Origin of the sequence: Nocardiopsis halotolerans DSM 44410 (assembly GCF_000341065.1) — a bacterium.
GTDB classification, from domain to species: domain Bacteria; phylum Actinomycetota; class Actinomycetes; order Streptosporangiales; family Streptosporangiaceae; genus Nocardiopsis; species Nocardiopsis halotolerans.
This window is the reverse complement of the sequence record NZ_ANAX01000175.1, coordinates 1-22,292: the sequence shown is the minus strand read 5'-3', so window position 1 is coordinate 22,292 and position 22,292 is coordinate 1. Positions and strand designations below refer to the sequence as shown.

General features: G+C 72.6%; 21 protein-coding genes and 2 pseudogenes. 14 read left to right on the top strand and 9 right to left on the bottom strand.

What is annotated here, in order from left to right:
* Positions 1-15 precede the first annotated feature (15 nt).
* From tsaD to alr, 5 genes are all read right to left on the bottom strand, one after another.
* On the bottom strand, positions 16-1,050 hold the full coding sequence (gene tsaD / locus D455_RS0113445) for a tRNA (adenosine(37)-N6)-threonylcarbamoyltransferase complex transferase subunit TsaD (protein WP_017571237.1): 1,035 nt from the start codon (positions 1,048-1,050) through the stop codon (positions 16-18).
* Positions 1,043-1,519, bottom strand: coding sequence for a ribosomal protein S18-alanine N-acetyltransferase (rimI, locus tag D455_RS0113440; RefSeq protein ID WP_017571236.1), 477 nt, complete (start codon positions 1,517-1,519; stop codon positions 1,043-1,045). Before rimI ends, tsaD begins: the two co-directional genes overlap by 8 nt.
* Positions 1,516-2,193 carry a tRNA (adenosine(37)-N6)-threonylcarbamoyltransferase complex dimerization subunit type 1 TsaB gene (gene tsaB / locus D455_RS0113435; protein WP_017571235.1) on the bottom strand — a complete coding sequence of 226 codons (678 nt, stop codon included), beginning with the start codon at positions 2,191-2,193 and terminating at the stop codon, positions 1,516-1,518. Before tsaB ends, rimI begins: the two co-directional genes overlap by 4 nt.
* Before the next feature lie 10 nt (positions 2,194-2,203).
* Entirely contained in the window at positions 2,204-2,713 is a 510-nt protein-coding gene (gene tsaE / locus D455_RS0113430; RefSeq protein WP_017571234.1) for a tRNA (adenosine(37)-N6)-threonylcarbamoyltransferase complex ATPase subunit type 1 TsaE, read from the bottom strand.
* A gap of 165 nt (positions 2,714-2,878) precedes the next feature.
* Positions 2,879-4,009 carry an alanine racemase gene (alr, locus tag D455_RS0113425; RefSeq protein ID WP_017571233.1) on the bottom strand — a complete coding sequence of 377 codons (1,131 nt, stop codon included), beginning with the start codon at positions 4,007-4,009 and terminating at the stop codon, positions 2,879-2,881.
* A gap of 183 nt (positions 4,010-4,192) precedes the next feature.
* Between alr and D455_RS0113420 the strand changes: the two genes are divergently transcribed.
* On the top strand, positions 4,193-4,903 hold the full coding sequence (locus D455_RS0113420; protein WP_017571232.1) for a DUF6069 family protein: 711 nt from the start codon (positions 4,193-4,195) through the stop codon (positions 4,901-4,903).
* Positions 4,866-5,428, top strand: a pseudogene (locus D455_RS36150) (DUF6177 family protein). Before D455_RS0113420 ends, D455_RS36150 begins: the two are co-directional and overlap by 38 nt.
* Before the next feature lie 12 nt (positions 5,429-5,440).
* Here D455_RS36150 and D455_RS0113415 read toward each other — a convergent pair.
* Positions 5,441-6,661 (bottom strand): ROK family transcriptional regulator, encoded by a 1,221-nt coding sequence (locus D455_RS0113415; protein WP_017571231.1) that lies wholly within the window; start codon positions 6,659-6,661, stop codon positions 5,441-5,443.
* Positions 6,662-6,775: 114 nt separating this feature from the next.
* On the opposite strand from D455_RS0113415, the gene D455_RS0113410 reads away from it, so the two are divergent.
* The 8 genes from D455_RS0113410 to D455_RS0113375 all read left to right on the top strand — a co-directional run bounded on the left by D455_RS0113410 (position 6,776) and on the right by D455_RS0113375 (position 15,717).
* The gene (locus D455_RS0113410; protein ID WP_026122599.1) at positions 6,776-7,918 is read left to right on the top strand and encodes a Gfo/Idh/MocA family protein; all 1,143 of its coding nucleotides are present in this window, start codon (positions 6,776-6,778) and stop codon (positions 7,916-7,918) included.
* Positions 7,915-9,615: a sugar ABC transporter ATP-binding protein gene (locus tag D455_RS0113405; RefSeq protein WP_017571229.1), complete on the top strand. Its 1,701-nt coding sequence runs from the start codon at positions 7,915-7,917 to the stop codon at positions 9,613-9,615. Before D455_RS0113410 ends, D455_RS0113405 begins: the two co-directional genes overlap by 4 nt.
* Positions 9,612-10,721: an ABC transporter permease gene (locus D455_RS0113400; protein ID WP_017571228.1), complete on the top strand. Its 1,110-nt coding sequence runs from the start codon at positions 9,612-9,614 to the stop codon at positions 10,719-10,721. The genes D455_RS0113405 and D455_RS0113400 overlap by 4 nt, the downstream gene beginning before the upstream one ends.
* Positions 10,718-11,782 (top strand): ABC transporter permease, encoded by a 1,065-nt coding sequence (locus tag D455_RS0113395; protein WP_017571227.1) that lies wholly within the window; start codon positions 10,718-10,720, stop codon positions 11,780-11,782. The genes D455_RS0113400 and D455_RS0113395 overlap by 4 nt, the downstream gene beginning before the upstream one ends.
* A 2-nt stretch (positions 11,783-11,784) precedes the next feature.
* Positions 11,785-12,978 (top strand): substrate-binding domain-containing protein, encoded by a 1,194-nt coding sequence (locus tag D455_RS0113390; protein ID WP_017571226.1) that lies wholly within the window; start codon positions 11,785-11,787, stop codon positions 12,976-12,978.
* A complete protein-coding gene (locus D455_RS0113385; RefSeq protein WP_017571225.1) occupies positions 12,979-13,851 on the top strand; it encodes a sugar phosphate isomerase/epimerase family protein in 873 nt (290 codons plus the stop codon).
* 127 nt (positions 13,852-13,978) lie between these two features.
* On the top strand, positions 13,979-14,680 hold the full coding sequence (locus D455_RS0113380; RefSeq protein ID WP_017571224.1) for a hypothetical protein: 702 nt from the start codon (positions 13,979-13,981) through the stop codon (positions 14,678-14,680).
* Between the two features lie 32 nt (positions 14,681-14,712).
* Complete coding sequence (locus tag D455_RS0113375) at positions 14,713-15,717, top strand: sugar phosphate isomerase/epimerase family protein (protein WP_017571223.1); 1,005 nt, start codon at positions 14,713-14,715, stop codon at positions 15,715-15,717.
* 196 nt (positions 15,718-15,913) lie between these two features.
* On the opposite strand, the gene D455_RS0113370 is transcribed toward D455_RS0113375, so the two are convergent.
* The 3 genes from D455_RS0113370 to D455_RS0113360 form a co-directional block, all read right to left on the bottom strand.
* The gene (locus tag D455_RS0113370) at positions 15,914-16,159 is read right to left on the bottom strand and encodes a hypothetical protein (RefSeq protein WP_017571222.1); all 246 of its coding nucleotides are present in this window, start codon (positions 16,157-16,159) and stop codon (positions 15,914-15,916) included.
* A 106-nt stretch (positions 16,160-16,265) separates the two neighbouring features.
* Positions 16,266-16,637 carry a hypothetical protein gene (locus D455_RS0113365; protein WP_017571221.1) on the bottom strand — a complete coding sequence of 124 codons (372 nt, stop codon included), beginning with the start codon at positions 16,635-16,637 and terminating at the stop codon, positions 16,266-16,268.
* Between the two features lie 95 nt (positions 16,638-16,732).
* A complete protein-coding gene (locus D455_RS0113360) occupies positions 16,733-17,221 on the bottom strand; it encodes a roadblock/LC7 domain-containing protein (protein ID WP_017571220.1) in 489 nt (162 codons plus the stop codon).
* Between the two features lie 591 nt (positions 17,222-17,812).
* Here D455_RS0113360 and D455_RS0113355 point away from each other — a divergent pair.
* The 4 genes and pseudogenes from D455_RS0113355 (at position 17,813) to D455_RS30315 (ending at position 22,223) form a co-directional block, all read left to right on the top strand.
* Positions 17,813-18,346 (top strand): TetR/AcrR family transcriptional regulator, encoded by a 534-nt coding sequence (locus tag D455_RS0113355; RefSeq protein WP_017571219.1) that lies wholly within the window; start codon positions 17,813-17,815, stop codon positions 18,344-18,346.
* A 166-nt stretch (positions 18,347-18,512) separates the two neighbouring features.
* Positions 18,513-19,379, top strand: coding sequence for an MHYT domain-containing protein (locus D455_RS0113350; protein WP_017571218.1), 867 nt, complete (start codon positions 18,513-18,515; stop codon positions 19,377-19,379).
* A 208-nt stretch (positions 19,380-19,587) separates the two neighbouring features.
* Positions 19,588-20,694: a ribosome small subunit-dependent GTPase A gene (rsgA, locus tag D455_RS0113345; protein ID WP_017571217.1), complete on the top strand. Its 1,107-nt coding sequence runs from the start codon at positions 19,588-19,590 to the stop codon at positions 20,692-20,694.
* 291 nt (positions 20,695-20,985) lie between these two features.
* Positions 20,986-22,223: pseudogene (locus tag D455_RS30315) on the top strand (Ig-like domain-containing protein).
* The last annotated feature ends 69 nt before the right edge of the window (positions 22,224-22,292 follow it).

The window sequence follows — 22,292 nt, the reverse complement described above, 5'->3', positions numbered from 1 at the left end:
GGCCCCCTCACGGCACTACACCGCCAGGGGGGACTCCACCGGCAGGGACGTGTCGGTGGCCAGGTCCAGGGCGGAGGCGGGCAGCTCGGCGGCCACGACCTCGGCGCCCAGGGCGGCGATCATCGCGCCGTTGTCCGTGCACAGGCGCGGACGCGGGACGCGCAGTTCGACGCCCGCCTCCTGGCAGCGCTGCTCGGCGAGCGCGCGCAGCGCCGAGTTCGCCGCCACACCGCCGCTGATGACCAGGGTGCTCACCCCGTGCTCCACGCAGGCGTCCACGGCCTTGCGGGTGAGCACGTCCACCACCGACTCCTGGAAGGCGGCGGCGATGTCGGCGACCACCAGGGGCTCCCCCCTGCGGTCGGTTTCCTCCACGTGGCGGGCCACGGCGGTCTTCAGGCCGGAGAAGGAGAAGTCGTAGGTGCCGTCGCCCCACTTTCCGCGCGGGAAGCGGATCGACCTGGGGTCACCCTGCTGGGCGGCCCTGTCGATGGGCGGACCGCCCGGGTAGGGCAGGTCGAGCAGGCGGGCCACCTTGTCGTAGGCCTCGCCGGCGGCGTCGTCCACGGTGTCGCCGAGGGAGACCACCTCGGTGGCCAGGTCGTTGACCAGCAGCAGCGAGGTGTGGCCGCCCGAGACCAGCAGGGCGATCGACGGTTTGGGCAGGGGCCCGTGCTCCAGCTGGTCCACGGCGACGTGGCCCACCAGGTGGTTCACGCCGTAGAGCGGCCGGCCCAGGGCCATCGCGTAGGCCTTGGCCGCGGACACGCCCACGAGCAGGGCGCCCGCCAGGCCCGGGCCCGCGGTGACCGCGATCGCGTCGACGTCGGACAGTTTCGCCCCGGCCTGTTCGAGCGCACGGTGGACCGTGGGGGTCATCGCCTCCAGGTGGGCGCGGCTGGCCACCTCGGGCACCACCCCGCCGAACCGGACGTGCTGGTCCACGCTGGAGGCGACCGCGTCGCCGAGCAGCTCGCAGCCGCGGACCAGGGCCACCCCGGTCTCGTCACAGGACGTCTCGATCCCCATGATCAGAGGCAGGTCACTCATCGTCGCCCTCTCCGGCGACGCGCCGCATGACGAGCGCGTCCGCCCCGTTGTAGTAGCCGCGCCGCACACCGATCTGCACGAAGCCGAAGCGGCCGTAGAGTCTCTGTGCGCGCGGGTTGTCCGAGCGCACCTCCAGGAACATGTGGGTGACGCCGCGCTCCCTGGCCTGTTCCAGGAGTTCGGTGAGCATCGCGCTGCCCACTCCGTGGCCCCAGACCTGCTCGGACACGGCCATGGTCTGCACGTCACCCTCGGGCGGGACGAAGCGCAGTCCGGCGTAGCCCACGACCATGTCCCCGGACACGGCGACCAGGTAGTGGCGGGTGGGTTCGGCGAGCTCGTCGCGGAGCATGCCCTCGCTCCAGGCGTCGGCCGGGAACAGGGCGCGTTCGAGGACCATGACGGCCGGAACGTCGTCGGGCGTCATCTCGCGCAGCCGCAGGCCGGTCAGGTTCGGCGTCCGGCTCACTTCACCCACTGGCGCACCTTCTTTCGGGCTCCGGGCTCCACCGCGTCCGGACGGCGCAGGTAGAGCGGGTTGGGCGCGGGCAGTTCCTCGCCCCGGCACAGGCGCAACAGGGCCAGTTCGGCCATGGCGGCGGCGTCCGGGTGCAGCGGTCCCACGGGGTCCGCAGCGGCGCCGAGCACGTCCGCGTACATGCGGGCGCCGTCACCGACCAGGGGCAGGTCGCCGGTGTCCAGTTCGGCGGGCCGGTCGACGGCCACCTCGCCCACACGGGTGAGGTGATCGTCGTAGCGCGCCCAGAACACCTCCTTGCGGCGTGCGTCGGTCATCGCGACGAAGGGCTCGGTGCGCCCGGTCGCGAAGGCCAGGGCGTCCAGGGTGGTCACGCCGTGGCAGGGAACGCCGAGGGCGTCGGCCAGGGCGTGGGCGGTGGACAGCCCGACCCGCAGACCGGTGTAGGGGCCGGGCCCGACGCCGACGGCGACGTGGTCGAGGTCGGTCAGGGCGATCCCCGACTCCTCGGTGAGCCGCGCGATGGTGGGGGTGAGCAGCTCGCCGTGGCGGCGGGCGTCCACCGAACCCGCACTGGCGCGCAGGGTGAAGGCGCCGTCGGGGTCACTCTCGCCGATGGCGGCGGTGACCGCCGGGGTGGCGGTGTCGAAGGCCAGGAGCAGCAAGGATGACCGCCTATCCGCGCCCGGCGGGGCCGGGCAGGTCGATACCGGTCCAGCGGGCGCCGACGGCGCGCAGGTGGACGGTGCGGGTGTCGTCGGGGTGGCGTTCGAGGCGGATCTCCAACCGCTCGTCGGACAGCCCCTCGGCCACGCCCTCGCCCCACTCGACCACGGTGACGGAGTCGGGGAGGGTCATGTCCAGGTCGATGTCGTCGATCTCCTCCGGTCCGCCGAGCCGGTAGGCGTCCACGTGCACGAGGGCGGGGCCGCCGACCAGGGAGGGATGGATCCGGGAGATCACGAAGGTCGGGGAGGTGACCGATCCGCGCACGCCCAGCCCCTCGCCCAGGCCCTGGGTCAGGGTGGTCTTGCCCGCGCCGAGCGGCCCGGACAGGATCAGCAGGTCGCCGGGGCGGGCGAGGGCGGCGAGGTCGCGGCCGAGGGCGCGCATGGCGTCGTCGGTGGCCGCGGTGACCTCGGCGACGGTGGACGCACCTGGAGTGGTTGCTGTCGCGTCTGTCATCAGCTCACTGCTCACATGAGGTGTGGATGGTGGATCGCGGGTTCACGGCGCGGCGGGTCGCTCCCCCTCCTCCAGGTTAGGGCGGTTCGCGGGGGCGTGTGACCGGATCACGGCGGCCGGTCAGGGCCCCGCACCGCGCGCGGACCGTTCCCGTGCCGTGCGGCCTCAGGCGTCCCCGCCGACGTACTCGCGCGGAACGCGGACACCCACCCGTGTGACGATCTCGTACGGGATGGTGTCCAGGATCTCGGCCCAGTCCTCCGCGGTCGGGGTGGCCGGGTCCGCTCCGGGATCGCCGAAGAGGACCGCGTACTCCCCGGCCTCCACCGCGTCGTCGCCGACGTCCACAACGAACTGGTCCATGCAGACCGTTCCCGAGATGACGCGCTGGCGGCCGCCGAGGAGGACGGGGCCCTTGTTGGTGGCGGCGCGGGGGACGCCGTCGGCGTAGCCGAGCGGTACCAGGGCCAGGGTGCTCTCCCGGTCGGTGACGTAGCGGTGGCCGTAGGAGACGCCGCTGCCCGCGGGAACGCGCTTGGTGAGGGCGACGCGGGAACGGAGTGTCATCGCGGGCCGCAGGCCGTGCGCCGCGAGGCCCGGGATGGGGCACAGGCCGTAACTGGCGATCCCGCCGCGGACGAGGTCGAAGCGGGCCTCGGGCAGGGTCATCAGCGCCGCGGAGTTGGCGATGTGGCGGACCTCGGGGGTCAGGCCGACCTTGTCGGCGGTCTCCAGGGCCTCGTGGAAGCGGGAGAGCTGGCGCGCGATGGAGGGGTGGCCCGGCTCGTCGGCGCAGGCGAGGTGCGACCACACACCGGTGACGCGCAGGTGTCCCCCGTCCTCGGCGCGGGCGGCGGCCTCGGTCAGGGCGCCCCAGTCGGCCGGGTTCACCCCGCCGCGGTTCAGGCCGGTGTCGGCCTTGAGCTGCACGCGTGCGGTGCGGCCCAGGCGCCGGGCCTCGGCGATCACCGTGTCCAGGACCGCGCGGTCGCTCACCCCGAGGTCGACGTCGGCCTCGACGGCCGCCCCGACCGGTTCGCCGGGCGGGATGATCCAGGCCAGGACGGGGAGGGTGAGTCCCGCCCGGCGCAGTTCGAGGGCCTCGCCGATGAAGGCCGTGCCCAGCCACGTCGCGCCGCCCGCGATCAGGGCGCGGGCGGCCGGGAGCATGCCGTGCCCGTAACCGTCCGCCTTGACCACCCCCATCAGCGGGGTACCGCCGGCGTACTCGCGGAGCAGCCGTGCGTTGGAGGAGATCGCGTCGAGGTCGACGCGGGCGTGCGCGAAGTGAGACATGCTTCCAGTGTTCCACGCACCGGACACCGGCGAGGAGCGGCGTGCGGATCGCGAACGCGATCGGCGGATCTGAGGGGCGCCCGGATGACCAGGCACGACGCGGGTTTTCTCGGTCACTCGTAGTACATGGGTGCATGCCGGGTAGGGGATCGGCCCGAAGGCACAGTATCTGGGGGTACTGGCATGACCGAGATAGGAAGTGAACGACCCGTCAACACCACACGGCTGTGGACCGGAGGACTGGCCACCGCCGTCGTCGCGGCACTGGTGGTCTTCGCGGGCGCCCTGGTCTTCCGAGGGGTGTTCGGGGTTCCGGTGCTCGCGTCGGAGGACGCGGGGAACCTGGGTGACGCGGGTACCGTCGCCTACGCCCTGTTGGCCGGGGCCGCCGCCCTGGTGGCCACGGGGCTGATGCACGTGCTGCTGCTCAGCGCGCCTCGGGCGATGAAGTTCTTCGGCTGGATCCTGGGGTTGGCGACCGCGATCGCCGCCGTCGCCCCGTTCAGCGAGCCCGTCGGCACGGCGAGCCAGGTCTGCACGGCCGTGGTCAACCTGGTCACGGGTGTCGCGATCATCACCCTGCTGCGGAGTGTGGGGCGCGCGGCCACCCTGAACGGTCGGTCGACGGACCCGTCGGCGCACACGGCGCGGGCGTCGGAGGCGACCGTCAGGCCGGTCGGGGAGCCGGAACCGGAGCCGAGGGACGAGACGCGACCGGTGGACCCGCACGAGCCCGCGCAGGCCGAGGAGCCCGTGCTGCGGCAGGAGGGCGTCCTGCCCAGCGTGGGGCAGGACGAGTACCGCAGGAACCAGGTCCGCGCCCAGGAGATGGACGCGGAGGCGGAGCACGCCAGGCGTGAGCGGCGGGCACCTGGGGACCAGGACGCCGTGTGAGGCGTGTGAGACGTACCGGGCGGCCCCTGAACCCGGTGGCCCGCGGCGCCCCCTGACCCCGTGGCGCCCGGAAGGGGGGCGGAGCCCGGCGCTCCGCCCCCCTTTCACGCGTGCGGCCCCGGAAAGGAGCGGGGCCGCCCACGCGCCGCGCTGGTTCCTCAGCGGACCGAACGCCGCGTGGGCCGTGCGGACCCCGGACGGGCGCCACCACGACGGCTTCGACGGCCTGCCGCTGGTGCGGGAACCGCACACCGGGTTCGTGCCCGGACCCGGGCCGGTGCGGAGGACGGCCCGAACGAGGCCTTCCGCGCGTCGGCGGACGGGGAACCCGGCGCCCACCCGCACGTGGAACCGCGGGTCGACCACCCGGTCGACGGACACCTCCGGCTGGGCGGCAGCGTGGAGCTGCTCGCCGCGCGCCTGGCCCGGGGCCGGGATGCCGGGCGGGTGACCGGGGAGTTCCGCATGCGGAGAGGGCCTCCTCCGCCCCTCCGCGCGTCGGATCGCGACCGCCCCGGAGGATGATGACGCGGCGCCTCAGGACCCGTTGACGAGCGTGTCGGCGTGCTCGGGGCTCAGGCAGTGCTCGATCACCATGACCGCGGCACCGACCACGCCCGCGCTCTCGCCCTCCGTGGACGTGACGATGCTCAGGTGCTCGGTGGCCAGCGGCAGCGACCGCTGGTAGATGATCTCCCGCACCCCGGCGAGCAGGTGGTCACCGGCCAGGGCGAGCGCGCCGCCGATGACGATGACCGACGGGTTGAACATGTTCACCGACGCGGCCAGGACCTCGCCGATGTCGCGGCCCGCCTGGCGCAGCGCGCGCAGGGCGGGCACCGAACCGTTGCGGGACAGCTCCACCACGTCGCGGGCCCCGTTCGCGGGCACGCCCTCGGCGGTGAGCGCGGTGGCCAGGGCGGCCCCGCTGGCCACGGCCTCCAGGCAGCCGGTGTTGCCGCAGCGGCAGGGGCGCTCGTCGCCGCTCGGAACGTGGATGTGCCCCATGTCCCCGGCCGCGCCCTGCGCCCCCCGGTACACGCTGCCCTCGCTGACGATGCCGCAGCCGATCCCCGTGGCGACCTTGACGAACATCAGGTGACTGGCCGCGGGCCAGGCCGTGTGGTGCTCCCCGATCGCCATGATGTTGACGTCGTTGTCCACCAGCACGGGCACGTCGAGCCGGGCCCGGACGTAGCCGGGGACGTCGAAGTTGTCCCACCCGGGCATGATCGGCGGGTTCACCGCACGCCCGGTGGAGTGCTGGACCGGGCCGGGCAGGCCGATGCCCAGGCCGAGCAGCTCCTCCACACCCCGCCGCGAACCCTCCAGCAGGCCGCGCCCGCGGTCCACGACCCAGTCCAGGACGGGTTCGGGGCCCAGCGCTATGTCCAGGTCGGCGCGTTCCTCGGCGAGCACCGCCCCGGACATGTCGGTCAGGGCGAGGCGGGCGTGGGTCGCGCCCAGGTCGGCGGCCAGGACCACGCGGGCCTCCGGACGGAACGAGAAGGTCGTGGGCGGCCTGCCCCCGGTGGACACGGCCTCTCCCGCGGGACCGATGAGTCCGCTGGCGAGGAGGGCGTCCACGCGCTGGGTGACGGTCGAACGGGCCAGACCGGTGACCGAGGCCAGTTCCGAGCGGGTGCGCGGACGACCGTCCCGCAGGAGTCGGAGCAGGGTTCCCGCACCCGGTGCGGTCGTCGGAGCGGCGGTCGATCCGGGCCGTCCCTCCGTGTGTGTCAGCGCGTCTTCCGTCATGCGAACAGTGAAGCACAGGATCTACTGATCACCTTTCCCCCGCCTATTGTGGCCGGATATGACAACTTCTGCTTGACTGCCGACAGAAGTCGGGCGTACCGTTCGGGCATGTCAGTGAGAAAGGTCACAAGCCTGGGTGAGGTGGCTGCTCCCGGGCTGACCGCCCCGAACGCCTACCGCGCCGCGGTGATCGGCACCGGCTTCATGGGCCGGGTCCACTCCCACGCCGTCCGCGCCGCCGGTGGCGAGGTCGTCGGGGTCACGGGCTCCTCCCCCGCCAAGGCCGAGCAGTTCCGCATCGCCAACGGCATCGCCCGGGCCCACGCCGACGCCCTCGAACTCATCCACAGCGACGACGTGGACGTGGTCCACGTGTGCGTCCCCAACCACCTGCACGCGCCGCTGAGCCTGGCCGCCCTGGCCGCCGGGAAGCACGTCGTGTGCGAGAAGCCCCTGGCCACCGACGCCGGTACCGCCCGTGACATGGTCCGGGCCGCGGAGGAGGCCGACCGGGTCGCCGTCGTCCCCTTCGCCTACCGCTTCCACCCCATGGCCCGCGAGGCGCGCGCCCAGGTCGCCTCCGGCGCCATCGGCCGCGTCAGCCTCGCCCACGGCGGCTACCTCCAGGACTGGCTCCTGTACCCGGAGGAGGACAACTGGCGGGTCGACCCCGCCCTTGGCGGCCCCACCCGCGCGTTCGGGGACATCGGCTCCCACTGGTGCGACATGCTGGAGTTCGTCACCGGCGACCGCATCACCTCGGTCAGCGCCCAGACCTCCCTGGTCAACGACACCCGGGACGGCCGTGCCGTGGCCACCGAGGACCTGGTGACCTTCCAGTTCTCCACGGCGGGCGGCGTGGTCGGCGGCGCCGTCATCAGCCAGGTCTCCCCCGGCCGCAAGAACCGGCTGGTGCTGGAGGTCTCCGGCACCGAGGGCACCCTGCTCTTCGACCAGGAGCGGCCCGAGACCCTCTGGGCGGGCAGCCGGGGCCGCACCACCACCATCACCCGCGACGACCCCGCGCTGAGCTCCGACGCCGCGCGCCTGACCACCGTCCCCGTCGGGCACCCGCAGGGCTACCAGGACTGCTTCAACGCGCTCGTGTCCGACACCGGCGCGGCCGTCGCCGGGAAGCCACCCGAGGGGCTGCCCGTGTTCGCCGACGGACTGCGCGCCGCCGTCCTCGCCGAGGCGGTGCTGGCCTCGGCCCGGGAGCGCCGCTGGGTCGACGTCCCCGAGGTGGACGGCGGATGAGCGGCCGGCCCCTGCTCCGCATGAGCGGCGTCACCAAGTCCTTCCTGGGCGTGCGCGTCCTGCACGGCGTCGACCTGGAACTGCGCCCCGGTGAGCTGCACGCCCTGGTCGGCGAGAACGGGGCGGGCAAGTCGACCCTGATGAAGGTGCTGGCCGGGGTGCACCGGGCGGACGGGGGCACCATCGAACTGGAGGGTGAGCGGGTCTCCTTCGAGCACCCCGTCCAGGCCCAGCGCGCGGGGGTGACCACGGTCTTCCAGGAGTTCAACCTCCTGCCCGAGCGCACCGTCGCCGAGAACGTCTTCCTGGGCCGGGAGATCCGCCGCCGCGGCCTGGTGGACGGCCGGTCCATGGAGCGGGCCACCGCCGAACTGCTCGCCGAACTGGAGCTGGAGGGTATCGAGCCCTGGCACCGGGTCCGGTCGCTGTCGGTGGCCGAACAGCAGATCGTGGAGATCGTCAAGGCGCTCTCCCACGACGCGCGCATCATCTCCATGGACGAGCCCACCGCCGCGCTGGCCGACCACGAGGTGGAGGTGCTCTACCGGATCATCGGCCGCCTGCGCGCACGCGGTGTGGCGGTGCTGTACGTGTCGCACCGCATGCGGGAGATCTTCGACCTGGCCGACACCATCACCGTGCTCAAGGACGGCCACCACGTCGACACCGTCCCCGCCGACGGGATCACTCCGGCCGAACTGGTCCGCACGATGGTCGGACGCCCGGTCTCGGCGGTCTTCCCCGAGCGTCTGGAGCCGCACGGCGAACACGTGGGGAGGGTGCGGCTGTCGGTGTCCGGCGGCGGCAACACCCAACTGGACGGGATCGGCTTCGAGGTGCGCGGCGGCGAGATCCTGGGCCTGGGCGGGCTCCAGGGCAGCGGACGCACCGAGGTCGCCCGCGCCCTCTTCGGCGTCGAACGCTTCACCCGGGGCGAGGTCGCCGTGGACGGCCGACGGGTCGACCCGCGATCGCCGCGCCGGGCGGTGCGCGCCGGTCTGGTGCTGGTCACCGAGGACCGCAAGGCGCAGGGGTTGGCGCTGAACCAGTCGGTGACGGCCAACGGCCGCCTGGTCCTGGACGCGGTCTGGCCGTTCGGTTCGGCCCGCGGGGCCAGGCGACTGCCCGGCATCCTGTCCTCGGTGGAGCTGGTCGCGCGCGGCGGGCACGGCCAGGAGGTCCGGTTCCTGTCCGGCGGCAACCAGCAGAAGGTGGTCCTGGCCAAGTGGTTGGCGGCCGACCCCGGCGTGATGGTGCTCGACGAACCCACGCGCGGCATCGACGTGGGCGCCAAGCAGGCCGTCTACCGGCTGATGCGCGAACTCGCGGCGGCCGGTGTGGCGATCGTGCTCATCTCCTCCGAGCTGCCCGAGCTGATCGGTATGTCCGACCGGCTTGTCGTCCTCCGGGACGGCCGGGTGGCGGGCGAGCTTCCCGGCGGGGCCTCCGAGGAGGCCGTCATGGCGATGGCCACCGGATCACCACACGAGAGTTCCACCCCCGCCAGCCCCGCTGGTCCCGCCAGTACCCCTGAACCGGCCGGATCCGCCGACCCCAGCGACACCGCCGGTCCCAGCGACACCGCCGCCTCTCCCGATCCCGCCGACCACGGCTCCGGTTCCTCCCCGGACTCCGGCTCCTCCTCCCCGGACAACGGCGGCGGCTCCCCGGCACGGCACGAGGAGGCCGCCCCGTGACACCCCCGTCGACCCCCGCCCCCACCCGCGCCCTCCGGAGCCTGCGCTCGCGCCTGGGCACCACCGGGCTGGTCTACCTCGCCCTGGCGGTGCTGCTCGCGGTCAGCGCGGCCCTCGTGGCGGCGCGGGGCGAGAACCTGCTCACCACCGCCAACACCGTCGACCTGCTCACCCGCAGCAGCCTGCTGGGCTTCCTGGCCATCGGTCAGACACTCGTCATCCTGTGCCGTTCCCTGGACCTGTCGGTCGGCTACGTCGCCGCGCTGTCCACCGTGGTCGCGGCCACCACCATGGCGGGCGACCCCTCCCGCGTCGTGCTCGGCGTGGCCGTGACCCTGGGTGTGGCCGGGCTGATCGGCCTGGCCAACGGGCTGGTGGTCACCGGGCTGCGGGTCAACCCCTTCATCGCCACCCTGGGCATGGGACTGATCATCAAGGGCTACCTGGACACGAACTTCCAGGGCCCGGCCGGGGAGATCCCCGCGGCCTTCCAGGCCTTCGGCTACACCCGGATCAGCGTGCTGCCCGTCTCCACCCTGGTCATGCTGGGCATGGCGGTGGCGGCGGTGCTGTTCCTGCGCCGCACCCGGACGGGCTACCACATCTACGCGGTCGGCGGCGACGCCGAGGTCGCCCGGCTGTCCGGCATCCGTTCCGGGGTGCCCACGGTCACCGCGCACGTGTTGTGCTCGGTCACGGCCGGTGTCGCCGGTCTGCTGCTGGCCGCCCGCTTCGGCACCGGCAGCGCCACCGTCTACTCGGGCGGCTACGAGCTGGAGGCCATCGCGGCCGTGGTGCTGGGCGGCACCTACCTGCTCGGCGGACGCGGCGGTGTGGCCGGAACGGTCGCGGGGGTGCTCATCCTCGCCACGCTCGACACCGTGTTCAACGTGCTGGCGGTCGACCCGTTCGTCAAGGAGGTCCTGCGCGGCGTCATCGTCATCGCGGCCGTGGCCGTCTACGCCCGCGGCGGGAACTCCGGCGCGCGGACGCGCTTCCCCTCCGGCGGCGCGGCGCCGCCCTCCCCCGGGCCGCGCCCCGGCTCCCGGGCCGCCCCCGATCCGGGATCCGAGCCCTCACCGCAACCCCTCGGAGGCCGCCGATGACCCCGACTCCCACCCAGGACACGCGCGGTTCGGGCGCGCTGGCCGCGCTCGCCGCGCTGGGCCGGGGCGGCACGGCGACCGTCGCCCTGCTGCTGGCGCTGATCTTCGCGGGCATCGCCACCCAGAACCCGTCGTTCTTCGAGGGTCCGCCGCTGATGGCCTTCGCCCAGAAGGCCGCGCCGCTGGTGGTCCTGGCGATCGGCCAGTACCTGGTGATCGTCTCCGGGGAGTTCGACCTCTCGGTCGGATCCCTGGTCGGCGCCCAGGTGGTGGTCGCGGCCCGGCTCATCGACGGCCGGGAGGACATGACCCTGCCGGTGATCGGCCTCATGATGCTCTTCGGCCTGGCCGTGGGTCTGGTCAACGGCCTGGTGACCACGCTGCTGCGGGTGCCGTCGATCATCACCACGCTCGGCACGATGCTGATCCTGTTCGGCGCCGTCCGCTACTGGACCGGCGGCGCGCCCACCGGCGCGCTGTCGGAGTCCTTCCGGGCCTTCGGGCGCCGCGGGATCGAGGGCGTACCCGTCCTCGGGGAGATCCCGTGGGCGCTGCTCATCGCCCTGGTGCTGACGGTGGGCGCCGTGCTGTGCATGCGCTCGCCCTTCGGCCGCTCCCTCGTCGCGACGGGCGACAACGACGTCGCCGCCGCGTTCTCGGGGGTACGGGTGTGGCGGGTGCGCACGATGGCCTTCGTCGGCTCCTCGCTGATGGCCACCGTCGCCGCCGTCCTCATCGGTGGATACGCCGGGGTCACCGCCCAGGTCGGGGACGGGCTGGAGTTCACCGCCATCACCGCCGTCGTGCTCGGCGGGGTGGTGCTGGGCGGCGGGCGCGGCACCGTGGTCGCCGCCGTCCTGGGCGCCCTGACCCTGGAGGCCCTGTTCACCCTGTTCACCCAGTTCTACCTGCCCTCGACGTTCCAGCCGTCGGTGCAGGGCCTCATCATCATCGCCGCGGTGGCCTACGCCGCCCGCCGGGGCGACCTTCGACTGCCGGAGCGCCTGCGACGGCGACCGGACCACCCGACCGAGCGGTCGCTCGGCACTTCCAGGAGGTAACCATGCGCGTCCCCCGCGTGCTGCTCGCCGGCGCCGCCGGCCTGACCCTGATGCTCACGGCGTGTACGACGGACGCCCCCACCGACGCCGTGGAGGGCGCCGACCTCACCCCCGACCAGGAGTGGTTCGACGAGGCCGAGTTCGAGACCCAGCTGGCCCAGCGCGAGATCACCCCGGAGGGACCCGAGGACCAGCCCTGGTTGCAGGCGATCGAGCCCGAGTGGATCGACACCTCGGAGTTCGCCCACGAGTCGCCCGAGGACGCCACGCTGTGCTTCTCCAACGCCTCGGTGTCCAACCCGTGGCGCGTCACCGGTTCCATCACCATGGAGCAGCAGGTGGAGGCCCTCCGGGACCAGGGGCGCATCGGCGAGTTCCGGGTGTCCGACGCCGCCGACAACGACAACCAGCAGATCTCCGACATCCAGGCGTTCGTGGACTCCGGGGAGTGCGACGTCATCATCATCTCGCCGTCCACCACCGCGACGCTGACCCCGGCGGTGGAGACCGCGTGTGAGAGCGGCGTCCCGGTCGTGGTCTTCGACCGCGGCGTGAACACCGACTGCATGGTCACGTTCATCCACCCGATCGGCGGCTACGCCTTCGGCGCGGACGCGGCCGAGTTCCTCGTCGAGGAGCTGGAACCCGGTTCGACCGTGCTGGCGCTGCGCATCCTGCCCGGCGTGGACGTGCTCGAACACCGTTGGGCGGCGGCCCAGCGGATCTTCGCCGACAGCGAGCTGGACGTGCTCGGCTACGAGTTCACCGAGGGCGACGGCGCCAAGATCAAGGACCTGGTCTCCCAGCACCTCCAGCGGGGCGAGGTCGACGGCATCTGGATGGACGCCGGCGACGGCGCCGTCGCCGCCCTGGAGGCCTTCGAGGACGCGGGCCAGCCCTACCCGGTGATCTCGGGCGAGGACGAGCTGAGCTTCATGCGCAAGTGGCGGGAGGAGGACCTCACCGCGATCGCCCCGGTCTACTCCAACTTCCAGTGGCGGACCCCGATCCTGGCCGCCAGCATGATCCTGGCCGGTGAGGAGGTCCCCTCCGAGTGGGTCCTGCCCCAGGAGCCGGTCCGCGCGAACGAGCTGGACGAGTACCTGGAGCGCAACGAGGCCATGCCGTCCCTGCACTACGCGAAGTTCGGCGGCGAGGACCTGCCGGGCTACCCCGAGGCCTGGACGGAGAGGTAGATGCGCGCGCTGGGGGTCAACACGTGGGTGTGGACGTCACCGCTGACCGACGCCGAGCTGGAGCGGATCGCGCCCCGCGTGGCGGGGTGGGGGTTCGACACGATCGAGCTCCCCGTGGAGGACACCGGTGACTGGGATCCCCGGCGCGCCCGGGACCTGCTGGACGGGCTGGGGCTGACGGCCAGCGTCGTGCTGGTCATGGGGCCGGGCCGGGAGCTGGTCGCGACCGACCGCGCCACCCGTTCGGCCACGCGGGACTACCTCAGGAGGGTCGTGGACGCGGCGGCGACGGTCGGCTCCTCCGTCGTCGCCGGTCCGGCCTACGCCTCGGTCGGCCGTACCTGGCGCATGTCCCCGCGAGAGCGGGCGGGGATCGGCGCCGAGCTGACCGAGGCGCTGGCCCCCGTGGTCGGGCACTGCTCGGCCGCGGGGGTCCGCCTCGCGGTGGAACCGCTCAACCGGTACGAGACGAGCGTGATCAACACGGTGGACCAGGGGCTGGAGATGCTGGCCGACCTGCCCGCCGAGCACTGCGGGCTGGCCCTGGACGTGTACCACATGAACATCGAGGAGCGGGACGTGGCGGCGGCCGTCCGGCGCGCCGCCGGGAGGGTGGCGCACGTGCAGGTGTGCGCCAACGACCGCGGCGCCCCCGGCGCCGACCACCTGGACTGGAAGGGGATCATCGGCGCGCTCGACGCGGCGGATTACGCGGGGCCTCTGGTGATCGAGTCGTTCACGGCGGACAATGCCAGCATCGCCACGGCGGCCTCCGTCTGGCGACCGTTGGCGGTGACCCAGGACGCGATCGCCGTCGACGGCCTGGCCTTCCTTCGCTCCCTGACCCGACGAGAGGAGACGCCGTGCGGCTAGGCCACCGTGTTCGCACCACGGCCGACGGCGCCTTTGGGCCGGGACACGTTCACCTCCCCGCTCGGTGCCGCGCTCACCGGAAAGCGCTACCAGTTGGGCGGCTCCACCCCCGACAGGAGACGTCACCATGCCCACACGCCACCATTCCCCCTCCGCTCCGAACACCGACGGGACACCGGACCCGGTGGAGACGACCCCGGCCACCTGGTGGCTGACCGGGGTGTCGTTCTCGTTGGCGAGCGCCGCCGTGGCCGCCTCCGTCGTGTTCCTCGGCGGTGACGGTCAGGCCGGAGGCGGCACCGCGCAGGTCGGGGAGCTCGTCGAGCACACCCGCCTGGCCCACGAGGGGCTCGTTCCCGTGGTGGAGGCCATGGAGGAGTTCCTGCCCACCGACGGGTCGCACCCGCCCCTGGACATGACCGACGCCTCGATGGTCAACACCTGGCGCGTCGGCGTGCGGGAGGCCGCGGGCCACGTCGGTGAACCGGCCGGGGGCGGCACCTCCCACGAGGTCGCCCGCGCCGGTCTGGCCTCCTCCGTCCGCCTGCTGACCATGACGGTCGACACCTACGCCAAGGCCGCCCTGATCGAGGACGAGGAGATGCGCATGGACGTCCTCCACATCGCCATGGACCTGCGCGACCAGGCGGTCACCTCCTGGTCGGTGGCCGCCACGCACCTGGACACGATCAGTGTGGACGCCGGACACGGCCACGTCCACCTGTACCTTCCCGCCGCCCCCGACAGCGGGGCCCTCCAACCCGACGGCGCCGGGACCGAGGGTTCCGGCACCGGCGGGGAGGGCACCGGCGGGGGACACGACCACTGAGCCGACCCGACCCGAGCACGCAGGAGACGAACATGCCGCGACCAGTCACCCTCTTCACCGGACAGTGGGCCGACCTGCCCTTCGAGGAGGTGTGTTCCCTGGCCTCCTCGTGGGGCTACGACGGCCTGGAGGTCGCCTGTTGGGGCGACCACCTCGACGTCACCCGGGCCGCCGTGGACGACGACTACGCGCGCGACCGGCTGGACACGCTCGAACGCCACGGACTGGGCCTGTGGGCGATCTCCAACCACCTGCTCGGCCAGGCCGTCTGCGACGACCCGATCGACCACCGCCACCGGGACATCCTTCCCGCGCGGGTGTGGGGCGACGGCGACCCCGAGGGCGTGCGCCAGCGGGCGGCCGAGGAGATGCGCACGACCGCGCGCGCCGCCGCGAGGCTCGGCGTGTCCACGGTGGTGGGCTTCACGGGTTCGGCCATCTGGAAGTACGTGGCGATGTTCCCGCCGGTGGGCGAGGACGTCATCGAGGCCGGGTACCGGGACTTCGCCGACCGGTGGAATCCGATCCTGGACGTGTTCGACGAGGTGGGGGTGCGCTTCGCGCACGAGGTGCACCCCTCCGAGATCGCCTACGACCACTGGTCCACGGAGAGGGCGCTGGAGGCGGTGGGGCACCGTCCCGCGTTCGGCCTGAACTGGGATCCCAGCCACATGGTGTGGCAGGACATCGACCCGGTGGGGTTCCTGTGGGACTTCCGCGACCGGATCTACCACGTGGACTGCAAGGACACCCGCAAGCGGGTGGGCAACGGCCGCAACGGGCGGTTGGGCTCCCATCTGCCGTGGGGTGACCCGCGCCGCGGCTGGGACTTCGTGTCGACGGGGCACGGCGACGTGCCCTGGGAGGACTGCTTCCGCACGCTGAACGCGATCGGCTACCGGGGGCCGATCTCGGTGGAGTGGGAGGACGCGGGGATGGACCGGCTGGTCGGTGCGGCCGAGGCGGTGAACTTCGTCCGGGCCAACGCCTACGACCCGCCGGAGTCGTCGTTCGACTCCGTCTTCGGGTCGGACTGACGGACCGGCGGACTGTCCCGTGCGGTGAACGGAAAGGTTCGCCAGCCCGCCCCGTTCGCCACGATCTTGTGCTTACAGCGCGTCTCGACGCTCCGACCTCGCTATGAGCACAGGATCACCCGGGGGTGGGGGGTGGAGCACTCCCGTCGCACCGGCAACATATCCGGTCAGCCGCCAGCCGGCGGGCGCGCCGGGGTCAGATCATCGGGGCGATGACCACCCGGTAGTGCCCGCCGTCCGCGTCGGATACGTCGCACCGGAAGTCGTTGACCCGGTTGACGGAACTCTGCACCGCGTCGCCGCCGAAGGCCCCGGTGTCCACGCCGGGCAGATGCCTCCTGATGAAGGACACCGCCTCGCTGACGGACATGGCGGTGTCCTTCCGTTCGGGAGTGACACGCAGTCCGTCGTCGGTGAGACGACTGATAACGACCCGGAACATGTGCTGTCTCCCTGCGGCGTCGGGGGGCGGACACCGGCATTCTTCCCCATCCTTCCGGGACTGGGAACCGCTCGGGGGGAGGGCGGTCGGGGCGCCGGCGTCCCGGTCAGACCTCCAGGTCCGCCTCGATGCCCTTGAGGCGGTGCCGGGCCAGGGCGAGGTTGCCCCGGGCTCGGTCCAGGGCCAGGTAGAGGAAGAGCCCCTGCCCCTTGCGGCTGGTGAGGGGCCGGATGATGTGGTACTGGCCGGACAGGGTGATGAGGATGTCCTCGATCACGTCGTTGAGGCCCAGCTGGTCCATGGTGCGCATCTTCGCGCGGACCACCTCGGTGTTCCCGGCGGCGGCCACGGTGAGGTCCAGGGAGTTGGTCGAGGCGAGGGTGCCCAGCGCCATTCCGCTGCTGTAGTCGACGACGGCGGAGCCCACCGCCCCCTCGATCTCCATCATGTCCTTGAGCCCGGCTTCGATGTTCGGCATGTCCTTCTCTCTTCTGGTGGTGAGTCGGCGCAGCATCCCCCGGTCGGCGATCCAACGGCGCAGACCCGGGGCCCTGCGGCGGGGCGGGACACCGGTCACGCCGCCGCCGACCGGAAACGGCCGACGGCCAGCGTGCGCAGCGCGGTGAGCACGCGCTCCAGGACCCCGCGGTCCACGGGCGCGGCCACGCGGGCCACCGGCCGGGGACGGCCGCGCCGGGGCGGACCGTCGGCGTCGTCGCCGGGCGGCGGTACCCGTACCGTGCACACCAGGACGCGCAGCCGCCGCAGGGTGAAGCCGAGGCTGCCCTCCGCGCGGCCCATCCGCACCCGTACGCACAGGTCGGAGCCCTCGACCGGAGCGAACAGCAGGTGGTGGTCCGCGTCGGTGACGACCACGTCCTCCAACCGCTGGGAGGCGCACAGGGGGCCGCCGTGGATGGCCCCGAGGATCGCCGCGGCGTCGAGGGGCCGGTCGTCGGCGCCGACGTGGGCCAGGGTGCGGCCGTCACGCCAGTCCACGAGACAGACACTGACCACCCCGGGTGTCTGGAGCATCTCCCGCAACTGCTGGTCGAAGCGCACGGCGTTCCTTTGCGAGGGCTGGGGCCGGTACTTCCGTCGGCCCACGACGAATCAGGCGAACCGTCCTCTGCGGACACGCACGAGAATAGGTGTTCGACGTTCACACCGCAGCATTTTCCGCAATTTACTACGTCATGCCTGACCGGAGATGCAAAAAGCACGGCCACAAGGGCGCGGGAGAGGAAATGGGAATTTCGCCCCCAGGAAAAAGGTATTCGACCCGGTGTTCCGTGCGGACACCTTTCCGGTTATGCGGGCGCTTCGGGCCCGAGGACCCGAGCCGGACCCGTGCGGGTCGGGTCGGTCGGAGGCGGCGGGCCGACCCGGGCGGAGAGGCGCGGGCCCGTGGCGGAGCGACGGTGACCGGGGCTAGACTGTTTTACCAACCGACCGTTCGTTAAGAAACCCTGCGAGGGGCCCGTGAGACGGGACGCGCCTTCCGGCCGTCCCCGCCCACGGGGTCGCCTCCACCAGGTAGATTCGACAACCGTGTCCAGAACTTCCCCAGTCGAACCAGCGCCCTCCCGTCGCGGTACGGCGGGCCGGCGGCGCTCCGGCCGTCCCGGCCACGACGCCGACTCCGTCCTGCGCGTGGCCGCGCGCGTGTTCAACGAACGCGGGTACGACGGCACGAGCATGGAGGACCTGGCGCGCGCCCTGGGCGTGACCAAGTCGGCCATCTACCACCACGTCACCGGCAAGACCGAACTGCTGCGGCGCTCCCTCGACCTGGCCATGGACGCCCTGTTCGCGGTCACCCGCGAGGAGGCCTCGACCACCGGCCCGGCCATCGACCGCCTGGAGCACGTGCTGCGCGGCAGCGTGCGCGTACTGGTGGACGAACTGCCGCACGTGACGCTGCTGCTGCGGGTGCGCGGCAACACGGAGGTGGAGAAGCACGCGTTGGAGCGGCGCCGGGAGTTCGACCACCTGATCGCCGACCTGGTGCGCGAGGGCGCCGCCGACGGGGACATCCGCCCGGACGTGGACCCCGCGGTCGCCGCGCGCCTGCTGTTCGGCATGGTCAACTCGATCTCGGAGTGGTACAAGCCGGACCGCGGACTCGACTCCTCGGAGATCGCCGACACCCTGGCCGGGATCGCCTTCGCGGGGCTCCGGGCCTGATTCGCGACCCTTTCCGCACCGAGGGTCGCGCCTTCACATCCCTGCGTCGCCATTGGCCACATCAGGCCATACACGTTCGACAACAGCTCTGGCGTCTCAGCATTTTCGCTGCCTACTATCCATAGGCCCCCACAAACGTGACCTGGGTCATGGAAAGTAGTGCGCTGTGCTCGACCACCTCTCCCAGAACTGGCTGATCCCCGCCATAGCCTTCACGGTCTCGGTGATCGGGTCGTTCCTCGGCCTCTCCTTCGCCTCCCGGGCACGCCGCGCGACGGGCCTGGTCCGGTGGCAGTGGCTGACCCTGGCCTCCCTCTCGCTCGGCGGCATGGCCGTGTGGTCGATGCACTTCATCGCCATGATGGGCTTCTCCCCGCCCGGCGTGGCCATCCGCTACGACGCCGTACTCACCATGGTCAGCGGTGTCATCGCGATCGCGGCCATGGCCGTCGCCCTCACACTGACCATCCTCAGGAGGAGGGCCTCCTGGCTCCTGCTCAGCGGGTTCATCTCCGGTACCGGCATCGTCGTCATGCACTACACCGGCATGTACTCGATGAACATGCACGGGGAGACGCACCACGATCCGCTGTACGTCGCCCTGGCCTGCGCCATCGGGCTGGTGGCCGCCACCGTCGCCCTGTGGTTCGCGTCCCGGCTGCGCGGGTTCGTGGCCATCACCACGGCCTCCGTGGCGATGGGGGTCGCGGTGACCAGCATGCACTACACCGCCATGATGGGCATGCACGTCACGGCGCCCGCCTTCTCCCGCGGCACACCGGACGGCTCCAGCGCGCCGGACCTGCTGCTGCCCCTGATCGTGGGCCTGTTCGTCTTCCTGCTGATCTGTAGCCTCTTCCTCCTGCTTGGGGTGGAGGAGGAGCGCCCGAGCCACTCGCGGCGCCCGGTCCGCGCCGACCCGCCCGAGGCGGAGGGCGAGCGGGAGACGGCCTCCGCCGGATACGTGCCCCGGCACGCCACCGGCGCGCGACCGGCCCTGCCCGCCGACGACGTGTGGACCCGGCGCCGCTGATCCCCTTCCGCACGGAAAACCCGTGGTGCGCTCCGGCCCGGTGGTCCTAGACTCGCCGGGCCGGAGCGCGCCGTGCTCCCGGCGGCCGACGACGGAGGTGGAGGAAATGACCGTTCCCGCGCATGGTGCGAACCCGACCTTCCCGACCGTTCGCGAGCCCTGAAGGGGTCAGTCCCCTCCGGACGGCTCGCCCTCCAGAGAGTCCGCCGTGAGTACGTACGACAACACAGACACCTTCTCCCATCCTCTGACCGCGCTGGGATGGAACCCCCGCGTCGAGCGGGCCTTCGAGGCCGCCGCCGCGTCCAGCGCCCACGCCCTCGTCCCCGCACGCGNGCCCCCCCCCCGCCGTGGCGGGGCGGTGGTCCACCTCCCCGGGGAGAGGACCGCCGACTACGCCCCGGCCGTCACCAGGGCGGCGCGGGCCGACCCGTCTGCCGCTCCGTGCGGCGGTGACTGGGTCGCCGTACGGCGTTCCGGCGACACCTGGCTCGTCGAGGCCGTCCTCGAACGCGCCGGCAGCCTCGTCCGCCAGGGCGTGGCCAGGGACTCCCACGACCAGGTGCTCGCCGCCAACGTCGACGCGGTCCTGATCTGCGAGGCCGCCGACCAGGGGCCCAACGTGGGACGCCTGGAGCGTTTCCTCAGCCTGGCCTGGTCGAGCGGCGCGACCCCGGTCGTGGCGGTCACCAAGGCCGAGCTGGCCGGGGAGCGCCTTCCCGAGGCGGTCGAACTCGTCGAGTCGGTGGCCGCGGGCGCCGACGTGTACACCGTCAGCGCGCACACCGGCCTCGGGCTGGAGAAGCTGGCCGCCAGGTTCCTGCCCGCCACCACCTGGGTGCTGCTGGGCACCTCCGGTGCGGGCAAGTCCAGCCTGGTCAACGCGGTGGCCGGACGCACGCTGATGGGCACCGGCCAGATCCGCGACGACGGGAGGGGGCGGCACACCACCACCTCCCGGCAGCTCCTCCGGCTGCCCGGCGGTGCGCTGGTCCTGGACATCCCGGGGGTGCGGCGCATCGACGTGCCCGGCGACGGGGAGGGTGTGGACCGGACCTTCGCCGACGTGACCGAGCTGGCCGAGCGGTGCCGGTTCCGCGACTGCCAGCACGGCGCGGAACCGGGCTGCGCGGTCAACGCCGCCGTGGACGAGGGAGAGCTGGACGCGAGTCGCCTGGAGCGCTGGAACAGGCTCCGGCGCGAGTCCGAGTGGAACCGGTCCCGCGGCGACGCGCGCCTGCGTGCCGAGCGCAGGAAGCGGTGGAAGGCCGCCGACCGGCGGGCCCGTGAGAACGCCTGGCGGAAGCGCGGTTGACGGTGCCCGCGCGGTCCCCGTGCCCCGTCGGGGCGCGGGGCCGCCGCGCGGCCTCACGGCGCAGCACGGCGTCGGATGACCCGGCCGTCCACGAGCGCACGGCCGCCAGCGCTGGAGGCGCGCCGGGCGTCCCTCTCCCCTCGTGGTGACCGGAGCGCGGGACGGTGGCGGAACCCCGACGGACGAAACCACCGAAATCCCGAGAAAACTTCGTGGAAGGGCAAACCTTTCCGGCCGCCGCGGGTCCTAGTACGTGTGAAGCACGCACAGGACAGCAGGAGGTTCGGCAGGATGGTCAGGTCCCCCGGCAAGGCGATCCGCCGGTACGGCATCGGACTCGCGGCGCTCGCACTGGTCGCCACGGCGTGCAGCCCCACCGAGGCCGAGCCGCAGTCCGGGGGCGGTGACGTCTCCCTCAGCATCACGCCCGAGGCGGGCGCCTCCGAGGTCGTCCCCAACACCCCGGTGCGGGTGGCGGCCGAGGGCGGCACCATCACCGAGGTGCGCGTGGACCAGGCCGTCACCGAGGAGATCGAGGGCGACGACCCCGCGTTGTACGAGATGACCGGCACCCTCAGCGAGGACGGCGCCGCCTGGGTCAGCGACTGGAACCTGCGCCCCGGTGCGGAGGTCACGGTCACCGCGGTCGCCGAGGGCTCCGACGGCACCGAGACCGAGGCGGTCTCGGAGTTCACCACCCTGGCCGCCACACCCGGCCAGGGCCTGGACCTGGCCTCCAACTTCCCCCACGGCGGCCAGACCGTGGGCGTGGGCATGCCCGTCATCGTCAACTTCGACCTGCCGGTGACCAACCGGGCCCAGGTCGAGAACTCCATGGAGGTCGTCTCCGAGCACCCGGTCCGGGGCTCGTGGCGGTGGCTGAGCGACACCAGGGCGGTCTTCCGGCCCGAGGAGTACTGGGAGCCGCACCAGACCGTCACCGTCGACATGCGCCTGGCGGGCGTGGAGGCGTCCGAGGGCGTCTACGGGCTGCGCAACTACCGGCTGGAGTTCGAGGTCGGCCGTGAGCTGATCGCCACCATGCACGTGCCCGACCACGAGATGGTCATCAGCGTCGACGGCGAGCAGCAGCGCACCATCCCGGTGAGCAACGGCGCCGCGACCACCCACTTCAACACCACCACCAGCGGCACCCACGTCCTCATGACGCGCAGCGAGCGCGAGGAGATGGACTCCAGCTCCACCAACATCCCCGACAGCCTTCCGGACTACAACACCGTGGTCTCCTACGCGGTGCGCACCACCAACAGCGGCGAGTACGTGCACGAGGCGTCCTACAACCCCGACATCGGCACGGCCAACACCTCCAACGGCTGCACCAACCTGCGCATGGACGACGCCCTGTGGTTCTACGAGAACACGCTGATGGGTGACGTCCTGGAGACCACCGGCACCGACCGCCAGGTCGAGTGGGACAACGGTTGGGGCTACNCGAGAGCGCCACCGGCGAGCCGCAGACGACCGACGGGAACGGCACCCCCGGTCCCGTCCACGGCGAGGGCCTGTAGGACCGGTATCCGCGTTCCGGGCCCGCCGCGGTGGCGGGCCCGGAGCGGAGCCGCACCGAGCGCGGGAAG

Coding starts and splice junctions, on each gene's coding strand:
- tsaD (WP_017571237.1), bottom strand. CDS start 1,050: ATGAGTGACCTGCCTCTGATCATGGGGATCGAGACGTCCTGTGACGAG.
- tsaE (WP_017571234.1), bottom strand. CDS start 2,713: ATGACAGACGCGACAGCAACCACTCCAGGTGCGTCCACCGTCGCCGAG.
- alr (WP_017571233.1), bottom strand. CDS start 4,009: ATGTCTCACTTCGCGCACGCCCGCGTCGACCTCGACGCGATCTCCTCC.
- D455_RS0113420 (WP_017571232.1), top strand. CDS start 4,193: ATGACCGAGATAGGAAGTGAACGACCCGTCAACACCACACGGCTGTGG.
- D455_RS0113415 (WP_017571231.1), bottom strand. CDS start 6,661: ATGACGGAAGACGCGCTGACACACACGGAGGGACGGCCCGGATCGACC.
- D455_RS0113405 (WP_017571229.1), top strand. CDS start 7,915: ATGAGCGGCCGGCCCCTGCTCCGCATGAGCGGCGTCACCAAGTCCTTC.
- D455_RS0113395 (WP_017571227.1), top strand. CDS start 10,718: ATGACCCCGACTCCCACCCAGGACACGCGCGGTTCGGGCGCGCTGGCC.
- D455_RS0113390 (WP_017571226.1), top strand. CDS start 11,785: ATGCGCGTCCCCCGCGTGCTGCTCGCCGGCGCCGCCGGCCTGACCCTG.
- D455_RS0113385 (WP_017571225.1), top strand. CDS start 12,979: ATGCGCGCGCTGGGGGTCAACACGTGGGTGTGGACGTCACCGCTGACC.
- D455_RS0113380 (WP_017571224.1), top strand. CDS start 13,979: ATGCCCACACGCCACCATTCCCCCTCCGCTCCGAACACCGACGGGACA.
- D455_RS0113375 (WP_017571223.1), top strand. CDS start 14,713: ATGCCGCGACCAGTCACCCTCTTCACCGGACAGTGGGCCGACCTGCCC.
- D455_RS0113370 (WP_017571222.1), bottom strand. CDS start 16,159: ATGTTCCGGGTCGTTATCAGTCGTCTCACCGACGACGGACTGCGTGTC.
- D455_RS0113365 (WP_017571221.1), bottom strand. CDS start 16,637: ATGCCGAACATCGAAGCCGGGCTCAAGGACATGATGGAGATCGAGGGG.